At 61.1% G+C, this 19,750-nt stretch carries 19 protein-coding genes and 1 pseudogene; 5 read left to right on the forward strand and 15 right to left on the reverse strand.

Annotation, left to right across the window (positions count from 1 at the left end; all coding sequences use genetic code 11):
• Nucleotides 1-5 precede the first annotated feature (5 nt).
• From IPI80_RS11365 to scpA, 3 genes are all read right to left on the reverse strand, one after another.
• Nucleotides 6-1,538 (reverse strand): acyl-CoA carboxylase subunit beta, encoded by a 1,533-nt coding sequence (locus IPI80_RS11365; RefSeq protein WP_413860109.1) that lies wholly within the window; start codon nucleotides 1,536-1,538, stop codon nucleotides 6-8.
• A gap of 61 nt (nucleotides 1,539-1,599) precedes the next feature.
• The gene (gene meaB, locus IPI80_RS11370; RefSeq protein ID WP_413860111.1) at nucleotides 1,600-2,610 is read right to left on the reverse strand and encodes a methylmalonyl Co-A mutase-associated GTPase MeaB; all 1,011 of its coding nucleotides are present in this window, start codon (nucleotides 2,608-2,610) and stop codon (nucleotides 1,600-1,602) included.
• Complete coding sequence (gene scpA, locus IPI80_RS11375) at nucleotides 2,607-4,778, reverse strand: methylmalonyl-CoA mutase (protein ID WP_413860113.1); 2,172 nt, start codon at nucleotides 4,776-4,778, stop codon at nucleotides 2,607-2,609. Before scpA ends, meaB begins: the two co-directional genes overlap by 4 nt.
• Nucleotides 4,779-4,903: 125 nt before the next feature.
• Here scpA and IPI80_RS11380 point away from each other — a divergent pair, with 125 nt between their 5' ends.
• Nucleotides 4,904-5,575 (forward strand): GntR family transcriptional regulator, encoded by a 672-nt coding sequence (locus tag IPI80_RS11380; protein WP_413860115.1) that lies wholly within the window; start codon nucleotides 4,904-4,906, stop codon nucleotides 5,573-5,575.
• A 126-nt stretch (nucleotides 5,576-5,701) separates the two neighbouring features.
• Here the strand turns inward: IPI80_RS11380 and IPI80_RS11385 are convergent, their stop codons facing one another.
• The 4 genes from IPI80_RS11385 to IPI80_RS11400 all read right to left on the reverse strand — a co-directional run bounded on the left by IPI80_RS11385 (nucleotide 5,702) and on the right by IPI80_RS11400 (nucleotide 9,416).
• A complete protein-coding gene (locus IPI80_RS11385; RefSeq protein WP_413860117.1) occupies nucleotides 5,702-6,046 on the reverse strand; it encodes a cupin domain-containing protein in 345 nt (114 codons plus the stop codon).
• 2,230 nt (nucleotides 6,047-8,276) lie between these two features.
• The gene (locus IPI80_RS11390; protein ID WP_413860119.1) at nucleotides 8,277-8,663 is read right to left on the reverse strand and encodes a DUF4345 family protein; all 387 of its coding nucleotides are present in this window, start codon (nucleotides 8,661-8,663) and stop codon (nucleotides 8,277-8,279) included.
• A 37-nt stretch (nucleotides 8,664-8,700) separates the two neighbouring features.
• The gene (locus IPI80_RS11395; RefSeq protein ID WP_413860121.1) at nucleotides 8,701-9,000 is read right to left on the reverse strand and encodes a hypothetical protein; all 300 of its coding nucleotides are present in this window, start codon (nucleotides 8,998-9,000) and stop codon (nucleotides 8,701-8,703) included.
• 224 nt (nucleotides 9,001-9,224) lie between these two features.
• A complete protein-coding gene (locus IPI80_RS11400) occupies nucleotides 9,225-9,416 on the reverse strand; it encodes a PLDc N-terminal domain-containing protein (RefSeq protein WP_413860123.1) in 192 nt (63 codons plus the stop codon).
• A gap of 293 nt (nucleotides 9,417-9,709) precedes the next feature.
• Here IPI80_RS11400 and IPI80_RS11405 point away from each other — a divergent pair, with 293 nt between their 5' ends.
• Entirely contained in the window at nucleotides 9,710-10,708 is a 999-nt protein-coding gene (locus IPI80_RS11405) for a diguanylate cyclase domain-containing protein (protein ID WP_413860125.1), read from the forward strand.
• A gap of 32 nt (nucleotides 10,709-10,740) precedes the next feature.
• Nucleotides 10,741-10,959, forward strand: a pseudogene (locus IPI80_RS11410) (EAL domain-containing protein); the annotation flags it as partial.
• A 114-nt stretch (nucleotides 10,960-11,073) separates the two neighbouring features.
• Here IPI80_RS11410 and dusA read toward each other — a convergent pair.
• Nucleotides 11,074-12,075: a tRNA dihydrouridine(20/20a) synthase DusA gene (gene dusA / locus IPI80_RS11415; RefSeq protein WP_413860127.1), complete on the reverse strand. Its 1,002-nt coding sequence runs from the start codon at nucleotides 12,073-12,075 to the stop codon at nucleotides 11,074-11,076.
• Nucleotides 12,076-12,210: 135 nt separating this feature from the next.
• On the opposite strand from dusA, the gene IPI80_RS11420 reads away from it, so the two are divergent.
• Nucleotides 12,211-13,590 (forward strand): wax ester/triacylglycerol synthase domain-containing protein, encoded by a 1,380-nt coding sequence (locus IPI80_RS11420; RefSeq protein ID WP_413860131.1) that lies wholly within the window; start codon nucleotides 12,211-12,213, stop codon nucleotides 13,588-13,590.
• Nucleotides 13,591-13,592: 2 nt separating this feature from the next.
• Here the strand turns inward: IPI80_RS11420 and IPI80_RS11425 are convergent, their stop codons facing one another.
• On the reverse strand, nucleotides 13,593-14,282 hold the full coding sequence (locus IPI80_RS11425) for a sulfite exporter TauE/SafE family protein (protein ID WP_413860133.1): 690 nt from the start codon (nucleotides 14,280-14,282) through the stop codon (nucleotides 13,593-13,595).
• A 9-nt stretch (nucleotides 14,283-14,291) separates the two neighbouring features.
• Entirely contained in the window at nucleotides 14,292-15,686 is a 1,395-nt protein-coding gene (hemN, locus tag IPI80_RS11430; RefSeq protein ID WP_413860135.1) for an oxygen-independent coproporphyrinogen III oxidase, read from the reverse strand.
• 200 nt (nucleotides 15,687-15,886) lie between these two features.
• On the opposite strand from hemN, the gene fnr reads away from it, so the two are divergent.
• Complete coding sequence (gene fnr, locus IPI80_RS11435) at nucleotides 15,887-16,606, forward strand: fumarate/nitrate reduction transcriptional regulator Fnr (protein WP_413860415.1); 720 nt, start codon at nucleotides 15,887-15,889, stop codon at nucleotides 16,604-16,606.
• Here the strand turns inward: fnr and IPI80_RS11440 are convergent.
• The 5 genes from IPI80_RS11440 to IPI80_RS11460 are packed head-to-tail and all read right to left on the reverse strand — an operon-like array spanning nucleotide 16,603 to nucleotide 19,741.
• Nucleotides 16,603-16,893 (reverse strand): hypothetical protein, encoded by a 291-nt coding sequence (locus IPI80_RS11440; protein ID WP_413860137.1) that lies wholly within the window; start codon nucleotides 16,891-16,893, stop codon nucleotides 16,603-16,605. The genes fnr and IPI80_RS11440 overlap by 4 nt on opposite strands.
• Before the next feature lie 3 nt (nucleotides 16,894-16,896).
• On the reverse strand, nucleotides 16,897-17,163 hold the full coding sequence (locus tag IPI80_RS11445) for a FixH family protein (protein WP_413860139.1): 267 nt from the start codon (nucleotides 17,161-17,163) through the stop codon (nucleotides 16,897-16,899).
• Nucleotides 17,164-17,172: 9 nt separating this feature from the next.
• Complete coding sequence (gene ccoG, locus IPI80_RS11450; protein WP_413860141.1) at nucleotides 17,173-18,639, reverse strand: cytochrome c oxidase accessory protein CcoG; 1,467 nt, start codon at nucleotides 18,637-18,639, stop codon at nucleotides 17,173-17,175.
• Between the two features lie 25 nt (nucleotides 18,640-18,664).
• Nucleotides 18,665-19,576 carry a cytochrome-c oxidase, cbb3-type subunit III gene (ccoP, locus tag IPI80_RS11455; RefSeq protein ID WP_413860143.1) on the reverse strand — a complete coding sequence of 304 codons (912 nt, stop codon included), beginning with the start codon at nucleotides 19,574-19,576 and terminating at the stop codon, nucleotides 18,665-18,667.
• 21 nt (nucleotides 19,577-19,597) lie between these two features.
• On the reverse strand, nucleotides 19,598-19,741 hold the full coding sequence (locus IPI80_RS11460; RefSeq protein WP_413860145.1) for a cbb3-type cytochrome oxidase subunit 3: 144 nt from the start codon (nucleotides 19,739-19,741) through the stop codon (nucleotides 19,598-19,600).
• Nucleotides 19,742-19,750 lie beyond the last annotated feature (9 nt).

Below are 19,750 nucleotides of genomic sequence, written 5' to 3' on the forward strand. Positions count from 1 at the left end.
TGGCGCTACAGCGGAATATTCCCGTGCTTGCGCCACGGGTTCTCCAGCTTCTTGTCTTTGAGCATCACCAACGAACGGCAAATGCGCTTACGCGTTTCGCTGGGCAAAATCACATCATCGATAAAACCGCGTGCACCAGCGACAAAGGGGTTGGCAAACCGGGCTTTGTATTCAGCTTCCTTGGCAGCGAGCTTGGCTGGGTCACCTTTGTCTTCGCGGAAAATGATTTCCACCGCGCCCTTGGCACCCATCACTGCAATTTCAGCATTGGGCCAGGCCAGATTGACGTCGCCGCGCAGGTGTTTGGAGGCCATCACGTCATAGGCGCCACCATACGCTTTGCGGGTGATGACGGTGATTTTTGGCACCGTGCACTCGGCATACGCGTACAAGAGCTTGGCACCATGCTTGATGATGCCGCCGTACTCTTGGCTGGTACCAGGCATGAAGCCGGGCACGTCAACAAAAGTCACCACCGGGATATTGAACGCATCGCAAAACCGCACGAAGCGCGCCGCCTTGATGCTGCTCTTGATGTCCAGGCAACCGGCCAGCACCAGCGGCTGATTGGCCACGATGCCAATGGTCTGACCGTCCATGCGCGCAAAGCCGATCAGAATGTTCTTGGCGTATTCGGGCTGCAACTCAAAGAAGTCGCCATCGTCCACGGTCTTGACGATGAGTTCTTTCATGTCGTAGGGCTTGTTGGGATTTTCCGGCACCAGGGTGTCGAGGCTCTTTTCCATGCGGTCGATCGGGTCACCACTCTTGCGAACAGGGGCCTTCTCGCGGTTGGACAGTGGCAGGTAGTTGTAAAGGCGGCGCAGCATGAGCAAGGCCTCTACATCGTTCTCAAACGCCAGATCAGCTACGCCGCTCTTGGTGGTGTGGGTGATGGCTCCGCCCAGCTCTTCGGCAGTGACTTCCTCGTGGGTAACCGTCTTGACCACCTCGGGGCCAGTCACAAACATGTAAGAGCTGTCTTTGACCATGAAGATGAAGTCGGTCATGGCGGGGCTGTACACCGCACCGCCAGCCGATGGCCCCATGATCATGCTGATCTGCGGAATTACGCCACTGGCCATCACATTGCGCTGGAACACGTCGGCATAACCGCCCAATGACGCCACACCTTCCTGAATGCGCGCACCGCCCGAGTCGTTCAGGCCGATGACGGGTGCGCCGACCTTCATGGCCTGGTCCATGACCTTGCAGATCTTCTCGGCATGCGCCTCAGACAAAGCACCGCCAAACACGGTGAAATCCTGGCTGAAGACAAACACCAGGCGGCCATTGATCATGCCGTAGCCGGTGACTACTCCGTCGCCGGGGATCTTGTTGTCCTGCATGCCGAAGTCCACGCAGCGGTGTTCAACAAACATATCCCACTCTTCAAATGTGCCTTCGTCCAAGAGCAGCTCCAGCCGCTCACGGGCTGTGAGTTTGCCTTTTTTGTGCTGGGAGTCGATGCGTTTTTGACCACCGCCCAGTCGCGCGAGCTCGCGCTTGGCCTCTAGCTGTTCAAGGATGTCGTGCATGGTTTCCTTCTTTCCGGTCAGTCAAGGGTTGGTGTTGATTTGCTATAGCTTCGGTAGCTGCTTACGTAGTATTGGCGAGGGCTGCAAGCAGATTTCTTGCTGCAGTTGATGCTGCCAGCTGCCCAGCGGCTACGGCATCGGTAGTGGCTTGCAAACGCACCCGCACGGCGGGGTTTGTTTTAAAGGCCTGTTTTAGACCGGCATCGATACGCTCCCACATCCAGGCCAGCGATTGCTGTTGACGACGTGCGGCGATTTGGCCATTGGCCTGACCCAGGGTTTGGAACTTGCAAACGGCTGCCCAGAAAGCGTCCAGCCCGGTTCCCTGCAGAGCGCTCAGAGAGATCACTTGAGGTTGCCAGTGTTTGTCGCTGTGCGGGTCGTTCGGGTTGCCATGCATACCCAAAAGTCGCAGGCTGGAATTGATTTGAGCCTGCGCACGCCGGGCTGCATTGGGGTCAATGTCGGCCTTGTTAATCACCACCAAGTCGGCCAGCTCCATCACGCCTTTTTTGATGGCCTGCAAGTCATCGCCCGCGTTGGGCAGTTGCAGCAGTACAAACATGTCGGTCATGCCGTGCACTGCCGTCTCAGACTGACCTACGCCCACGGTCTCGATGATCACGATGTCATAGCCCGCTGCCTCGCAAACCAACATGGCTTCGCGTGTTTTCTCGGCCACGCCGCCCAGCGTGCCGCTGCTGGGGCTGGGGCGGATATAGGCTTCCTCGCGCACCGACAATTGCTCCATGCGGGTCTTGTCGCCAAGGATGGAACCACCTGATACGGATGATGACGGATCAATCGTTAACACGGCCACGCGGTGGCCCAGACCAATCAGGTGCAGACCCAGCGCTTCGATAAAAGTGCTCTTGCCTACGCCAGGCACGCCACTAATTCCTAAACGCAGGGATTTGCCGGTATGCGGAAGCAAGGCAGTCAGCAGTTCGTCCGCCTGCGCGCGGTGGTCGGCGCGAGTGGACTCCAGTAGCGTGATGGCTTTGGCAATGGCGCGACGCTGGAGGGGCGAACTCCCCCCCAGCAAGGCTGCCACAACGACTTCAGGTGTCACCCGATGGCCTTTTCAATCTGCGTGAGCACTTCCCGCGCCGATACCGGAATCGGCGTGCCGGGGCCAAAGATGCCCCTGACGCCCGCAGCATTCAAAAAGTCGTAGTCCTGTCGTGGAATCACGCCACCCACGAACACAATGATGTCGTCTGCACCCTGCTTCTTCAGCTCGGCAATGATGGCGGGCACCAGCGTTTTATGGCCAGCCGCCAAGGTGGAAACGCCGACTGCGTGGACGTCGTTCTCGATCGCCTGGCGGGCGCACTCTTCTGGCGTCTGAAACAACGGGCCCATGTCCACGTCAAAACCCAAGTCGGCAAAGGCCGTGGCCACCACTTTGGCACCCCGGTCGTGGCCGTCCTGGCCCAGCTTGCTGACCATCACACGGGGGCGGCGGCCCTGCTTTTCAGCAAAAGCGGCAATGTCGGCTTTGAGTGCGTTCCAGTATTCCATGGTGTCCCCTTTGGCGGAGTCGTAGGCGGCGGCGTACACGCCGCTTACTTTATTGGTGTCGGCACGGTGGCGGCCAAAGGCTTTCTCCATCGCATCGCTCACCTCGCCCACCGTGGCGCGCAGACGCATGGCTTTGATGGACAGGTCCAGCAGATTGCCCGTATTTGATTCTGCTGCACAAGTAATAGCAGCTAACGCAGCACCGACGAGGGCTGCATCACGTTTTTCCTTGATAGCGTTGAGGCGGGCAATCTGTGAATCCCGCACGGCCACGTTGTCAATGTCGCGCGCGTCGACTAGGTCTTCGCTCTTGAGCTTGTACTTATTCACGCCGACGATCACGTCTTGCCCGCTGTCGATGCGGGCCTGCTTGTCGGCTGCTGCAGCCTCAATTTTCAGCTTGGCCCAGCCGCTGTCAACGGCCTTGGTCATGCCACCCATGGCTTCGACTTCTTCAATGATGGTCCAGGCCGCATCCGCCATGTCTTGCGTCAGCTTCTCCATCATGTAGCTACCCGCCCATGGGTCCACCACATTGGTGATGTGCGTCTCTTCCTGGATGATGAGCTGGGTGTTGCGGGCAATGCGCGAGCTGAATTCGGTGGGCAGCGCAATGGCTTCGTCCAGCGCGTTGGTGTGCAGGCTTTGCGTGCCACCAAACACCGCGGCCATGGCCTCGATGGTGGTGCGCACGATGTTGTTGTACGGGTCTTGCTCGGTCAGGCTCCAACCGCTGGTCTGGCAGTGGGTGCGCAGCATCAGGCTCTTGGGGTTCTTGGCGTCAAAGCCCTTCATGATGCGGCACCACAGCAGGCGCGCGGCGCGCATTTTGGCAACCTCTAAGTAGAAGTTCATGCCAATGGCCCAGAAGAACGAGAGGCGCCCGGCAAATTCATCCACATCCAGCCCGGTAGCAATGGCGGTCTTCACATACTCTTTGCCATCGGCCAGCGTGAAGGCCAGCTCCAGCGCCTGGTTCGCCCCAGCCTCTTGCATGTGGTAACCCGAGATGCTGATCGAGTTGAACTTGGGCATGTTCTTGGCGGTGTCGCCAATGATGTCGCCGATGATGCGCATGCTGGGCGCAGGCGGGTAAATGTAGGTGTTGCGCACCATGAACTCTTTCAGAATGTCGTTCTGAATGGTCCCGCTCAGTTGGTCTTGCGACACGCCCTGCTCTTCGGCCGCCACCACGTAACCCGCCAGCACCGGCAGCACGGCGCCGTTCATGGTCATGGAGACGCTCACCTTGTCCAGCGGGATCTGGTCGAACAGGATCTTCATGTCCTCCACTGAATCAATCGCCACGCCGGCCTTGCCGACGTCGCCGGTGACACGGGGGTGATCCGAGTCGTAGCCGCGGTGGGTAGCCAGGTCAAACGCCACGGAGACGCCCTGCCCGCCAGCAGCCAGCGCCTTACGGTAGAAGGCATTGGACTCTTCGGCGGTGGAAAAGCCGGCGTATTGGCGAATGGTCCAGGGGCGCACCGCATACATGGTGGCCTGGGGGCCGCGCAGGTAGGGCTCAAAGCCAGGCAGCGTATCGGCGTACTTCAGGTCAGCCGTATCGGCAGCGGTGTACAGGGGCTTGACGGAAATGCCGTCTGGGGTGATCCAGTTCAGGGCATCCACGTTGCCGCCCGGTGCCGACTTGGCTGCAGCCTTGTTCCAGGCGTCAAGGTTGCTGGATTTGAATTCAGAGTGCTTTTCAGTCATGGCGGAGTCCGGTTGGCCGTAATGGTGATCGTTTTGGGGTAAACGGTCGAGTGGTGTCTGACGTTTTAGTTTACATTATTCATAATTATTGATTCAAAATATTCATTCCAGCTTACAGTCCGCCAATGCCGACCGAAACAACCGACGACCGCGCGAACCACTCGCTCTCGCCCAAAGCCCTGTATGTAGAAGTGGCCGAACGGCTGCGCCAGCGTATTTTCAAGCGCGAACTGGAGCCGGGTAGCTGGATTGACGAACTGCGCATTGCAGAGGAATACGGCATCAGCCGCACGCCGCTGCGCGAGGCCTTAAAGGTGCTGGCCGCCGAGGGACTGGTCACCATGAAGGTGCGCAGGGGTGCTTACGTGACCGAAGTGTCAATAAATGATCTGGCCGACGTGTACCACCTGCTGAGCCTATTGGAAAGCGATGCCGCCGGCGTCGTGGCTGCCAAGGCAACACCGGCAGAGTTGATGGAACTGCAGGAATTGCATGCAGCACTGGAGTCCGCTGCCCTCGCAGGTACGGCCAATACAGACACCTTCTTTGCAGTGAACGAACGCTTCCACATGCGTCTTCTGGAAATTGCCAACAACCGCTGGCGTGACCAGATGGTGGCAGACTTGCGCAAGGTGATGAAGCTCAACCGCCACAACTCCCTACTCAAAACGGGGCGTATGAACGAATCCCTGCAAGAGCACCGCGCCATCATGGCCGCACTGTTGGTGCGAGACGCACAGGCCACCGCGCAACGCATGCGCGAACACTTCACCAATGGGTTGGAAGCGGCCAACTAAAAGCGGCAATAGGCGGGACTTTCCCGCAAGATTCGTCCCGAAATGAATTGCCATTCAACTGCATCAGAAAAACGTAGGCGGTCGCTCAGCTCACGTTTGATGGGCTCGCACGGCCTGCCACGTGGCTCACGCGTAAGGGGCACCGTCTTTGTGAACAAACTGCCACTTGCCATCGACCATCAACGCCTTCAGATCTTCGTCGGGATAGCTGCCTTCGTCTCCTGGCGTCCTGTCGCCTACCTCAAGGTACACAACTTCTTCTGCAGATTCATTGATCAGGCAATGGCCATTGCCGGTACCGGCCTTGAACCCCGCGCACATTCCTGGTGAGAGTGGCGTAAGACCTTCATCGGTGCGAAGGACTGCGTTCCCTTGCAGGATATAGATGAACTCGTCTTGCTTCGAGTGAGCATGTCGGAGCGCCGACACGGCGTTCGGCGCCAGGCGTGTGAGATTGACTCCAAAATTCATCAGGCCAAATAGGTCCGGGGGGGAGGGGGGCGGGGGGGGGGGGGGGGCCGGGGGGGGGGGGCCGGGGGGGGGGGGGCCGCGCGGCGGGGGCCGGCGGGCGGGGCGGCCCCGGGGGGGCCCGGGGGGGCGCGGGGGGGTCCGCGGCGGGGCGCCGCCCGGGGGGGGGGGGCCAGGTGGGTGCCCGGGGGCCCGGGGGAGGCCGGGTCTCTCCATGGTTTCCGGGGGGGGGGCCGCCCCCGCCGGGGGGCGGGGGGGGGCCGCCCCGCCCGGCGGGGGGCGGGGCGGGGGCCGGGGCCGGGCCGGGCCGGGCGGGACTCTCGGGCGGCGGGGGGGCCCCCCCCGGGGGGAAAACCAGCCGGCCGGGGGGGGGGGGGGGGGCGCGGGGGGGGCCCGCGCCCCGCCGGGCGGGGGGGGGGCCGCCCCCTCGCCGGCGCCGCGGGCGGGGGGGGGGCGGGGGCGCCTCGGCGGGGGGCCGGCTCTTGTTCCCCGCGGGGGGGGGGGGGGGACCGGCGCCCCGGGCGCCCTGCGGCCGGCCCCGGGGGTGCCGTTGGTAAACCCGGCCGTGGGCCCCCGGGGGGGCGCGCCGGGGCGCCCTTCCTTCCCTTCGTGCGGGGGGGGCCGGGGTTGCCCCCCCGCTCCGGGTTGTCGCGGGGGCGCGGGCCTCGGCTCTCACGCCCCCGGGGGGGGCGGCCCCGGGGGCCGCGGGGTTGGGGGGCGGGCGGGGCGTGGCCGCCGGCGGGCCGGGGGGCCCCGGGGCCCCCGGCGGGGGGGGGGCCCGTCCCGGGGCCCGGCGGCGGCGGGGCCCCCGCCCGCGGGCCCGGCCCCGCGCGCGCGGGGGGCGCGGGGGGCGGGGGGGGGGGGGGGGGTCGCTTGGCGGGGGGCGGGGGGGGCGGTCCGGCCGGGGGCCGGGGCGGGGGCCCCGGGGCCGGGGCCGGGGGGGGGCCGGCGGGGCCCGGGGGGGGGCGGCGCCGGCGGGGGGCTGGGGCCGGTCCCGCGGCGGGGGGCGCCGCCGGCGGGGGGGGGGGGGCCGCCGGGCTCCGGGGGGGCGCCCCGCCGCGCTTTGGCCGGGGGCGCGGGCCGGGGGGGCGCTGGCGGCTTCGGCGGCGCTTTTGCGCTTGCGGCGGCGGGGGGGGGGGGGGGGGGCGGGGTGGGGGGGGTGTGTCGGGCGGGGCGGGCGCCCTGCGGGGGGCGGCCCGGGGGGGGGGTGGGGGCGGGGGCGGTGTCGTCGGGCCGGCGGGGCCCGGGCGGCGCCGGGCTGGCGCGGGGGCGGCCGGGCGTCGGCGGCGGCGGGGCGGCCGGCTCGGGGGCGGGGCGGGGGGGGGGGGGTCGGGGGGGCGGGCGCGCGCGGGCCGCGCCGGGGGGGGCCGCCCGGGGCCGGGGCTCGGGGGGCGTTTGGCGGCGGGGCGGGGGCGGGGGGCGCGGGGGGGAATCCTGGGGCCGGGCCGCGGGGGTCGGGGCGCGCGCGGGGGCTGCGTGGGGCCGGCGGCGGGGCCGGGGGGGGGCGACCTTGCGTGGGGGGGGCGGGCGGGGGCGCGCGCTGGGGGGGGGCCTATCGGGGGAGTGTTGCGGGGCGCGAAAAGCGTGGGGGGGGGGGGGGCCAGCCCCGGGGCGGGTCCGCCGCCGCTGGGGCGGCCCGCGGCGGCCCCGGGGCGGGGGGGGGGGGGGGGGCTGGGGGCCGGGGCGGCTTCGCCGGCGGCGGTGCCGGGGGGCGGGCGACCCGGCCCCGGGGCGGGGGGGGGGGGCGGGGGGGGCCCCGGCGCCGGCGGTGGCCCTCCCCCGGGGCCTCGCGGGGGGGGCCCGGGGGCGGGCGGGGGGGGGGGGGGCGGGGGGGGGGGCCGCCAAGGCCCGGGGGCCTCCGGCGGGGGGGGGGGGGGGGGGGGGGGGGGGGGGGCCGGGGGGGGCGGGCGGCGGCCGGGGGGGGGGGGGGGGGGGCCCTGGGGGGAAGCCCACCCCCCCCAAAAACACTTGAAAGCACGGGGGCTCCGAGCGGGCGCTTCTCTCTACCCGTCATTCTGGATGCGAACGGCTCAGGATAGTTCGAGGGCTTGGTTCTGACTGGTGCTTCCGACGCAAGAATCGCGACTGGCTTTGCAACGTTTGGCATCGAAACCTCGCAATGGTGTGTTGTGTTGTGTGAAGGCTTACCGTTCAAATTCAGGGGCTCTGCACTTTTGAGTAGTCCCTCTCGAACAAAGGGTGAGGCCACGCCGTTTTGCTCGGCGCTATGGACTTATGAGCCTGCATAGTGAGCGCCTGCCATGATGAACGGAATGAGCAGTTCCGGGATGAGATAGCCGAGCCACACGGCAGCCGGCTCTGGTAGGCCAACCTTCGAGATGGAGACAAGCCGCCCGACACCTGCAAGCAGCACTCCGAGCGCAAGCAAGTAGACCAAAAAGCCCTGTTGGCGAATGGTGAGCGCGGCCCAAAGGCAGATGATGCCAGTGGACAGGTACACACCAGCCATGAACCGATGAACGTTGTCCAGGCGTGGTGAGGTATCAGGTTGCCCGAGATAGAACTGCAGCGAGCCACCGAATATGGCAATGGCTGCGACGAGAAACAGGCAGACCTGGACGACGATCTGACTGGTTGTGAGAGCGACAGTAGTGAACATGCAGGACTCCCGGCTTTGCGGTCAAACATACCAATTGTTAGCCGTACCCTTGATTGTGCAAGCACTTGCTGGACTCTGCAGAGAACGAACCATTTGGGCGGCCAAACGCTTTTAACAAGGAACGAAGGCTCTCCAAATCGGTGCTACAAACTTTGAGATAGTCGCGTTCTGTGAACGCACCCGGATCCGAGGACGACGTGCTGGGGTTGACCGTCGCGCAGGAACCGCGGTGAAGAACCATGTAGGACGGCGAGTAGCCATGCCGCATGTTGACGACATAGCCACCGAAATTTGGCGTAAGCAAAGACGAATAGTCGCTGTCGTCGTTGTCGAACATGGAGAACATGTGTGACCCGATGCTATTGAACGGCTAAAGTAAGATCGACCAAAGTATCGGCGGACACATCTGGCGTCTGCGGGATAAACTGGTCTTGGGAATTGGTCCAAAGTGGCGCCGGTATTGTCCCTCCCGGTAGTTCACTACAAATCTATGCAGGTATAAAAAAACTGACAAACCCTGCAGATGATTGCCTGCAATTTAGACTCCGACTCAGACAATCGTTAGCTGGACCTACCGTTGCGCGGCCCAAGGAAAAACCACAGCAGCAGACCCAGAACGGGTAGTAATACTACAGCGATGATCCAAATCAATTTTTTCTCGTTGGAAACTGAGCTTTGAAAAATATTCAAAATGGCCCAAATATCCCCAGCGAGCACCAGCAAACCAATGAGTCCGTTGTATCCAAAGTACATGATTTCGGTTTCCTTATGCTTATGGCCCAAGTCGTTAATGCCTGACCATTTGGCAATGTAACTTGAATTGACCGGATTAGCGGCGCTAACTGCACACATTCAGGTCATCGGTAAGCGCCAGGTAGATGCGTTCGGCTGCTTCGGTCAAAACCCGTAGCGTTTGGGAGACCTTCTAAAGCGACTAATATCTGAGCATCACCACCCCGGCGCAGGGCCGCTATAGCGGATCTGCACTGCAGGCGCTTGCCATAGCCGCGCTGGGGCTCGCCTTTCAATTTAACCAGAAAAACCAGTTGCGCCGGGCCACCAGTGTGATGCTCGGCACATTGGTGCTGGCCATGAGCGGCCTGATTGCCGTAAGTGAGGGGCTGCACGATGAAGCAGTTGTCGCCTTTCCCCGGGGTTCTGATTTTTGCCAGCATGTTCGGGTCACGGCGCGTGTTTGTCAGTCTACTGCTGATCATTCTGACCGGGATTCATGTGCAAACAGTGCAGCCGCTGGCGCTGGGTCGTCTGCTCAACCTGGCGTCCATTTTGGCGTTACCGCCTTTTTTGTGTGGTTATTGGCCAGTGACCTGCGCCGCGCCATGGACCGGCTGGAGGCTGACAAACAAAGCCTTATGGAATCCAACGCCGGCATTGAAGTCCTGGCCCATCGCGAAACGCTAACCAATCTGCCCAATCGCGCTCTGGCGAGAGACCGCCTATCGCAATTGTTGGCGCAAGCCAAGCGTGACAACGCCATCACTTCGGTGCTCTTTCTGGATCTGGAGAATTTCAAGACCATCAACGACTCGCTCGGACACGCCGCCGGAGACACCTTGCCGTGCCAAGTGGCAGAGCGCCTGAGCGCATCCGTACGAGACAGCGACACTTTTAGCCGTGAGGGTGGCGACGAAGGAGCCATAACCGCAGCTGCCAACAAGGTCATGCTGCAACTGGCGCAGCCCTTTGTGCTCAATGGGATGGAAGTATTGGGAACCGCATCGTTGGGGGAGTCTGTTTACCCACGAGACGGTACAGATACCGAAACCTTGCTCAAGAACGCCGATCTGGCCATGTACCGCGCCAAGGTAGCCGAACGCACAGGACTGATCAACAAAGTGGGCAGCTGGGTACTGGCGTTTGCTTGCCAGCAGATGCAAGCTTGGCGCAAGAGCGTTATGGGTGATCGCCTGGTGGTTGCCATCAATGTGTCACCCATCCAGTTCCGCCGCGACAACATTGAACGCGAGGTCGCTAACGCACTGACATCCTGCGGACTACCCCGTCGGCCGTTGAACTGGAGTTGACCGAATCCCTGCTAGTAGCCGACACCCAGCACGTGAGCGAGGTTCTGCAGCGGATGGGCGCACAGGGCATCAAATTTGCAATTGACGACTTTGGCACCGGCTATTCCAACCTGGGGTACTTGCAGCACTTTCCGATCCACCTGCTCAAAATCGACCAGTCGTTTATTCGCAAGCTGGTCGATAGCCCCAATGAGTCAGGTATCGTGCGGGCAGTCATAGAAATGGCCCACTGTTTGAAGCTGGAAGTGGTGGCCGAAGGTGTTGAAGATGCCGACACCCTGCAACGCCTGATCGACAATGGGTGCAAGTTTGGCCCAAGGTCACCACTGGGCTATAGCCCTCGTCGAACCTACATAACGCGCTATTTAATCAATAGCGTTGTGTTTGCCGCGCGCATGCGCCATGACGTCGTGCGCTGGCAGGTTCTTGAGCCGGTGGTCGCTCCAGACTTGGCGCCAGTGCCGCGCACCGGGCATGCCGTGGCGCAGCCCCAGCATGTGGCGTGCAATGTGGCTCCAGGGCGTGCCATGCTCGCGCATCTCACGCGCCATATAGTCAACCATCTGCGCTTCCACCGCCTCGCGGGTTTGCTCGAAGGGTTCTGCCCCGTAAAAAAGTGCATCCCAATCGCTGAGTAGCCAGGGGTTGTGGTAGGCCTCGCGCCCCACCATCACACTGTCCACCACTTGTAGTTGCTCGGCAATCTGCGTGTTGCTGTTCATGCCGCCATTGATGGCAATGGTGAGCTGCGGAAAGTCCCGTTTGAGCTGGTGCACCAAGGCGTAGCGCAGGGGCGGTACCTCGCGGTTCTCCTTGGGTGACAGGCCCTTAAGCCAGGCGTTGCGCGCATGGACGATGAAGACCTGGCAACCGGCCTGGCTCACGGTGCCAATGAAATCGCGCACAAAGTCGTAACTCTCCGTGCGGTCAATACCAATGCGGTGTTTGACCGTGACCGGCACGCCCACCGCGTCCACCATGGCTTTGACGCAATCGGCAACCAATTGCGGCTCGGCCATCAGGCAGGCGCCAAAAGAGCCGCGCTGCACCCGCTCACTGGGGCAGCCGCAATTAAGGTTGATTTCGTCATAACCCCATTGTTCCCCCAGGCGGGCGCAGTGCGCCAAATCGGCAGTGTCGCTGCCACCGAGCTGTAGGGCCACTGGGTGTTCGTCCACGTTGTAGCGCAGGTGTCGCGCTACGTCGCCATGGATCAATGCGCCGGTGGTCACCATCTCGGTGTACAGCAAGGCGTGGCGACTGAGCAGGCGGTGAAAATAACGGCAATGCCTGTCAGTCCAATCGAGCATGGGCGCAACCGAGAGGCGGTGCGGATAGGCCTGAGGCCGGGTGGCAACGGAATTCAACAAGATCTCTTTAAAAATTGGGAAGTAAATGACCGGTATTAGGCGCAACACCTACAACGCGCGCAGCCTTTCAAGGGTAAATTATCCCCTCGCACCAAAACAGCAACCCTCGGCATCCGAAAAGCACCCATCACCATGAGCAAACTGTCGCTACTCGATCTTGGATTCTTCATCGCGGAATCCGAGGCAAGCCCCAAACACGTCGCTGGTTTGCTGATTTTCAAACGCCCGCCCAAATCGGGCGCGGCATTCGCCAAGAATCTGTACCGCGACTACCTGGCTGCCACTGCCGTCAAGCCACCGTTCAATCGCATCATCCAGTTCTCGCTCAATGCACTCCCACATTGGCGGGCCACTGACCATGTAGACCTGAACCAACATGTGTTCTTCCACACCATGCCCAAGGGGGAGAATGACCGCAAGGCCTTGTATGCCCTGGTCTGCAAGCTGCACACGCCCATGCTGGACCGCAGCCGCCCCTTGTGGGAGGTGCACGTCATCGACGGCCTGCCGGACGGCCAATTTGCGCTGTACCAGAAGATGCACCATGCTTACGCCGACGGCATCACCATGGCGCGCTGGACGGCCGAGTGCTACAGCAACTCTCCCTCCGACGTGGAACTCACCCCGGTGTGGACGCAAAAACATGGCGGCCACGGCAGCCGGGCCAAGCAGGAACTACTGGACCTCACCTGGAAGGAAGTCACCGGCAACACCCGCCGATTCCTGGGTATCGGGCGGTTGGCCGCCATGCTGTTCCTGGAGAGTATCAAGCTCACCAAAAACGCCATCGCCCTGCCGTTTGTGTCCAGCGCCAAGACACCACTAACGGGTCAGGTCACGTCGGGGCGGCAATTTGCCACAGCGGGTGTATCCATGAACCGGGTAAACGCTATCCGAACCCGTACCCGCTCTACTCTCAACCATATTGCCCTAACTTGCCTGGACGGTGCCCTGCGCCGCTATCTGGTGGACCAAGGCGTTGAACTGCGCCGGCCCATCACCATCCAGATGCCGGTCAACCTGCGCAAGGAAGGCGAAAAAACCGCTGGCAACAAGATTGGCATCATCCAGGTGGAACTGTCCCCGCCCACGGACGACCCCTATGTGCGTCTGCGCAACATTGGTTACAGCCTGCGCAATGTGCGCACCATGGTTGACAGCGTAGCGCCAGAGGCCATCGAGTCCTACACCATCATTACGGGGCTTGTAGCGCAAATTGCAGAAATGCTCAAACTCAGCAACAAGATGCCACCCATGGGCAATACGCTGGTATCCAACGTGCCAGGGCCCAAAGAGCACCTGTACATCCGTGGCGCGCGCATGGAGGAAATGCATCCCATCAGCACTTTGCCACCCAGCAATTTGCTCAACATCACCCTGTTCAGCTACGCCGGCGACCTGTTCTTCGGCCTGATTGCCACCGACGAGCTACCCAACCTGGAGCGCTTGGGCACTTACGTGCAGGAAGCCTTCACCGAACTGGAGCAGTCCGTAAGTGACGCCCACGCCTGAACTTAGGGCGTGATACACCATGGGGCGGCGTTGTGCGCCAACGCCATCCACAGCGCCCAACCAGAGCTGACCGCCAATGCGGCCCCGGCCAGACGCACGCCCCACTGACCGCTGCCCAGACGCGCTGGCGCGCCATTGAGGCGTAACCACAGCCACGGTCCAATGACCATGGTGACGCTGGTTCCCGCAGCAAACAAGGCCATCACCATGGCACCACCCAGAGTACTGCCCGCCAGTGCTGCCACCAACAAAGCCGAATACAACAAACCACAAGGCAACAGGGCCCAAGCCATGCCAATCACCATGGGCGCCCCCCGCCCTTGGTTAGCTGCAAATGCACGGGTGCGGGCCCAAACCCTCCGTGCCGTGCTTTCCAGCCAAACGGGCTGACGGGCCTGAAACAACAGCATCAACCCCAGCACCAATGCGGCGACGTGAAACAGGGACCAGACAGGGCGCAACGCAGCAGACTGCACGGTCAGCCAACCGAGGCCCTGCAGCGAAGCAGCAGCCAAGCCCCCGAGGATGGCGTAACCAATGATGCGACCCAATTGAAAGGTCCACAGGGCCGTATTCTTGTGGGGTCCAGCTGCCTGGCTGATACCGGCGCACGCCGCACCACACATGGCAACACAGTGGGGGCCGCCAGCCAAGCCCATGAGCAGCGCCGTCAGCGCCAGAGAAGATTGCATCGGCGCATGCTAAATGATCTTGGAAAACCGCGCCCGCGTGCGGTCGGTCTGCAGGTAGCGGTCAAACACCATGGCAACCGCGCGCACAAAGAACCAGCCCTGGGCCGTAACCTGAATGCCCGTGTCATCCACGGTCACCAGGCCTTGTTCCACCAGAGACTGCAGGTCTTCCAGCTCCCGGGTAAAGTAGTTGCGGCAATCGACAAGATAGGCCAGGTCAATGGATTCAAACAGAACTTGACCCTGGCACATCAACGACATGATCACGGCGCGGCGCACCAGATCGTCCCGCGACAGCGCCAACCCGCGCACCACTGGCAAACGACCCTGGTCGATCAGGTCGCAATACTCTTCAAGCGTCTTGGCGTTTTGGCTGTAGGTGGCGCCCACCCGGCCAATGGAGGACACGCCCAAACCAATCATGTCGCAAGCGGGTTGTGTGCTGTAGCCCTGGAAGTTGCGGTGCAGGCGTCCTTGGCGTTTGGCAATGGCCAATGCATCGTCAGGCAGCGCAAAGTGGTCCATACCCACGTACACGTAGCCCGCCGACAAAAAGGACACCAGGGAACGCGACAGCATGGCCACCTTGGCCGCCGCGTTGGGCAGCGTCTGCGCATCAATGCGCCGCTGGGGTTTGAAGCGCTCGGGCAAATGGGCGTAGGCATAGAGCGCAATGCGGTCTGGCCGCAACTGGTTGACCTGCTCCAACGTGCGGGCAAATGACTCAGGCGTCTGGCGCGGCAGGCCATAAATTAAATCAATGTTGATGGAGTCAAAGCCGCGTTTGCGCGCGGCGTCGATCAGTGCGAACACCTGCTCGGCCGGTTGCACCCGGTGCACCGCCTTTTGCACAGCGGGGTCGAAGTCTTGCACACCAAAACTCAGTCGGTTGAAACCGAGTTCCGTCAGGGTGTCCAGTCGGGCGGCATCTACCGTCCGTGGATCAATTTCTATGGAATATTCACCGCCTGGCGCCAGGGTGAAGTTGCGCCGCAACATGGCCATCAACTCGCGCAATTCATCGTCGCGCAGAAATGTCGGGCTGCCACCACCCAAATGCAACTGACTGATGGTCTGACCCTGGCCGATGTATTGGGTATGCAGGTCTACCTCGCGGCTGAGGTAACTCAGATACGATGCAGCCTTTTCGTGGTGCTTGGTGATGATTTTGTTGCAAGCACAGTAGTAGCACAGAGATTCGCAAAACGGAATGTGCACATACAGCGAAAGTGGCCGGGAGCGGGCGGCCAGGCCCGTGCGGCGCTGGGTTAGTGCCTGCACATAATCGTCGGTCGTGAAAGCCTCGACAAAACGGTCAGCCGTTGGAAAGGATGTGTATCGGGGACCAGGCACATCGAATCGACTCAACAATTCTTCGGGAACGATTTGAACTGGCACGCTCATGAAAACTCCGGACAAAACGGGCCCAACTTTGCAGCATTTCCTCCACGGTCCGCTTGATTTGAATCAAGAACAACTAAAGTGGGTAAACTGAGGGGGTCCAGATTTTGGCGCACGCTATGCTCGATCAACAACCCGCACCTCTACTCTGCCCCGAAACCAAGACTCAACCCGCCGTCAAGGGCGCAAGTAAAGTGGCTCCATTGATTGCACAAACCATCAAGGTCGCGTGTTCCAACTGCAATTTGCGCGAGTTGTGCATGCCCATGGGTTTGACCTCCGCGGAGATGGATCGTATTGAAGATGTGGTGGCCAGTCGGCGCAAGATCAAGCGTGGCACCACCCTGTTTCGTAACGGTGAAAAGTTCACCAGCTTGTATGCGATTCGTACCGGCTTCTTCAAAACCTGCGTGGCGTCTGAAGATGGACGCGACCAGGTAACGGGTTTTCAGATGGCTGGCGAGGTTATTGGCCTGGACGGTATCGTCAACGACCACCACACCTGCGATGCGGTGGCCCTGGAAGACGCGGAAGTCTGCGTCATGCCGTTTGACCGTATCGAAGAACTCTCACGGGAAGTCAACGCCTTGCAGCGCCATGTTCACAAGATCATGAGCCGCGAAATCGTCCGTGAAAACGGTGTCATGCTGCTGCTGGGCAGCATGCGCGCAGAAGAACGTCTGGCAGCCTTCCTGTTGAATTTGGTGCAACGCCTGCACGCCCGGGGATTCTCTCAACATGAATTGGTGCTGCGCATGACACGCGAAGAAATTGGCAGCTATCTAGGATTGAAACTGGAGACCGTGAGCCGCACATTCTCCAAGTTTGTAGATGACGGCATCATTGAAGTGAAGCAGCGCCATGTGCGCATCCTGAGTACCGATGCGCTGCGCGAAATCGTCAATACCAAGATGGGTGGCTAGCAGGATTCCTGCTTGGGGCAGCCGTCCGGACGCTGCGTGGGAGTCAGAGGGCAGCGGTTCACCTCAAAAGGCGACATGGACAGCAGACTCGTCAGTCCGCTTGACACAACCATGATGGCCCAGAAGACAAAGAATGCAATCGTGTAGGTACCCTGCCGGGACCAATCCAATGGCATGCCAAACCAATGCACATCTTGCGGGTCAACCATGCCAAAGACCAGCATCTCCAGCACCCCGGCCATCAGGAACGCTGGCCAAATTATCCACATCAATCGTTGTTGCAACATGGCTTACCTTTGAGGAGTATTGACACCGGTGGCGGCATGATTGCGCGCCTGCATGGCGGGCGCCAGGCTGGCCGGGTTGCCTTCCAGTGTCTTGTTGATTTCCAAGCCTTTTTGGTAATAATTTTCGTCAATCACCGGGTCCTTGCCCGACGCTGCCAGGTAAAACGTGTAAAAGGAGGCAACGACCACCAGCGCGGGGCCGGCAATCACCATCCAGACATGCCCGAATTTCCACCAGGGCGTTGCGGGAGTTGGTGCGGATTGAGACATAAATTTTCCTTAGCGAGGAACAATAAAAACTGATTTTTCAGTCACCTGGCCAGTGGAACCCTGGCCAGATATCTGGAAATGAATCGTGTGTGAACCCGCAGGTGCTGCATCATACGGCGCTTGCACGCGCACTGCTGTCCAACGGGATTGTGTGGGCTCTACCACAACGTCACCCTCTGTCACCACAACCAGCCCGGGCAGCCCGTCGGCGGCAATGGTAAAACGCTGCTCGGATTCCGTAGCATTCATGATCTGCAAGCGGTACACATTTTCGATCCGCCCGCCCTCCACAATTCGGGCCAGCACACCACGGTCACGCACCACATCCACCTTGAATGGCGTGCGCAACGTCAGGCTCACGACCATGGCCACAACGATGGCGGCCAAAATGCCGGAATAGATCAACACACGGGGGCGCAGCACATGGCGCAAAGTCTGGCCCCGCGTCCAATTTTGGGTAATGGCATTCTGCGTGGAATATTTGACCAACCCACGGGCGTAACCCAACTTGTCCATGACCGTGTCACACACGTCGGCACAGGCACCACAGCCTATGCACTCGTATTGCAGGCCCTTGCGGATATCAATGCCGGTAGGGCAAACCTGCACACACAGGCTGCAATCCACGCAGGCACCCAGGTTAAGTTTGGCCGGGTCAGCCTTTCGGGAACGGGCTCCCCGGGGTTCACCGCGCGCTTCATCGTAGGTGACGATAAGGGTATCGCGATCGAACATGGCGCTTTGAAAACGCGCATACGGGCACATGTGCTTGCACACCAGCTCACGCATGAAACCTGCATTGCCATAAGTGGCAAAGCTGTAGAAAAGAAACCAGAAAACCTCCCACGAGCCCAGCTGCCAGTGCACCACCGCACCTGCCAGTTCCTTGATCGGGGTGAAGTAGCCAACAAACGTCAGTCCCGTCCACAAGCCCACTCCAAGCCACAGTGCGTGCTTGGAAACCTTGCGCAGGATCTTGTCTTTGGTCCACGGGCCGCTATCACGGCGCATACGGGCGGAGCGGTCGCCTTCTGTGAACTTTTCCAACCATAGGAATATTTCTGTATAGACGGTTTGCGGACAGGCGTAACCGCACCACAAGCGCCCGGCCACTGCCGTAAAAAGAAACAACGCCAAGGCCGAAATGACCAAAATACCGGTCAGGTAGATGAAATCCTGGGGATACAGGACAAGGCCGAAAATGTAGAAGCGGCGCGCCCCCAGATCAAACAGCACAGCCTGGCGCTGGCCCCATTCCAGCCAGGGAAGGCCATAAAAGATCAGCTGGGTCAGGAACACCATGCCCCATCGCCAGTTGGAAAAAAATCCCGCTACGCTGCGCGGGTAGATTTTTTGGCGGGCTTCGTACAGCGAGACCATCACCCCATCGTCATCGTCGGCAGGGGGCGTTCCCCCCTTACCCGTGGCGGATACGATCGGAATGATCTTGCGCGGCGGTAATGCCCTGTCGTTCAAAATTTGATGCTTTCGCTACGAACGTTTAGTTAGCCTTGGCGTTGTTCGAATAGCCCCAAACATACGCCGCCAACACCCGAATTTGACCTTCGGTCAGACGTTCCTCTTGTGCGGGCATCTGGTTGACCTTACCGTTGTTGACCATGGCCATAATGGCAGCTTCGCCGAAGCCGTGCAGCCAGATGTTGTCAGTCAGGTTGGGAGCACCCAAAGCCTGATTGCCCTTGCCGTCCGTTCCGTGGCAGGCAGCACACACCACAAACTTGGACTTGCCCAACTCGGCACGAACCGAGTCGTGCGGACTGTTGGACAGGCTCAACACGTAATTGGCCACATTCTTGACATCGTCAGCTGTGCCCACGGCTGCAGCCATGGGAGGCATAACGCCCATACGACCCTTGGTGATGGTCTCCGTGATGTTTTCCGGAGAACCACCGTGAAGCCAATCCTTATCTGTCAGATTCGGAAATCCCTTGGAGCCGCGCGCATCAGAGCCATGGCACTGGGAGCAATTGTTCATGAACAAACGCTCGCCAATGGCGTGGGCCTGCGGGTCACGCGACACTTCTTCGATGGGCATCGCCGCAAACTTGGCATATAGCGGTGCCACCTCAGCATTGCCTTTGGCAACCTCGGCGTCATACTGTCCGATGGAGGTCCACTTGGTACTGCCGGTAAAGGTGCCCAGACCAGGATACAACACTAGGTACACAACGGCGAACACGATGGTGATGATGAACAGCCACACCCACCAGCGCGGCAGGGGATTGTTCATTTCACGCAGGTCTTCATCCCATACGTGCCCGGTGCTGTTGTCGCTTGCGGTCATGGCCTTGGCCTTGCCGCTGAACCACAGCAGAAGCGCGCAGGCAAGAATGCTCACCAGCGTGATGCCGGTCACATAGACCGACCAGAAGTTGCTTGTAAAGTCGCTCATTTCAAATCCTTAATGACGGGGTCAGTCCTGCTCGAAAGGCAGGTTGGCGGCTTCCGAGAAGTCGGATGCGCGCCGCTTGGACCACGCCCACCACACAATGCCGATAAACGTAACAAAGCTGGTCACAGTAGCTAGCGACCGCAGGGTGTTGACATCAAAGTCCATATTCAACTC

The organism is Candidatus Aalborgicola defluviihabitans (genome assembly GCF_016705985.1).
GTDB lineage: Bacteria > Pseudomonadota > Gammaproteobacteria > Burkholderiales > Burkholderiaceae_C > Allorhodoferax > Allorhodoferax defluviihabitans.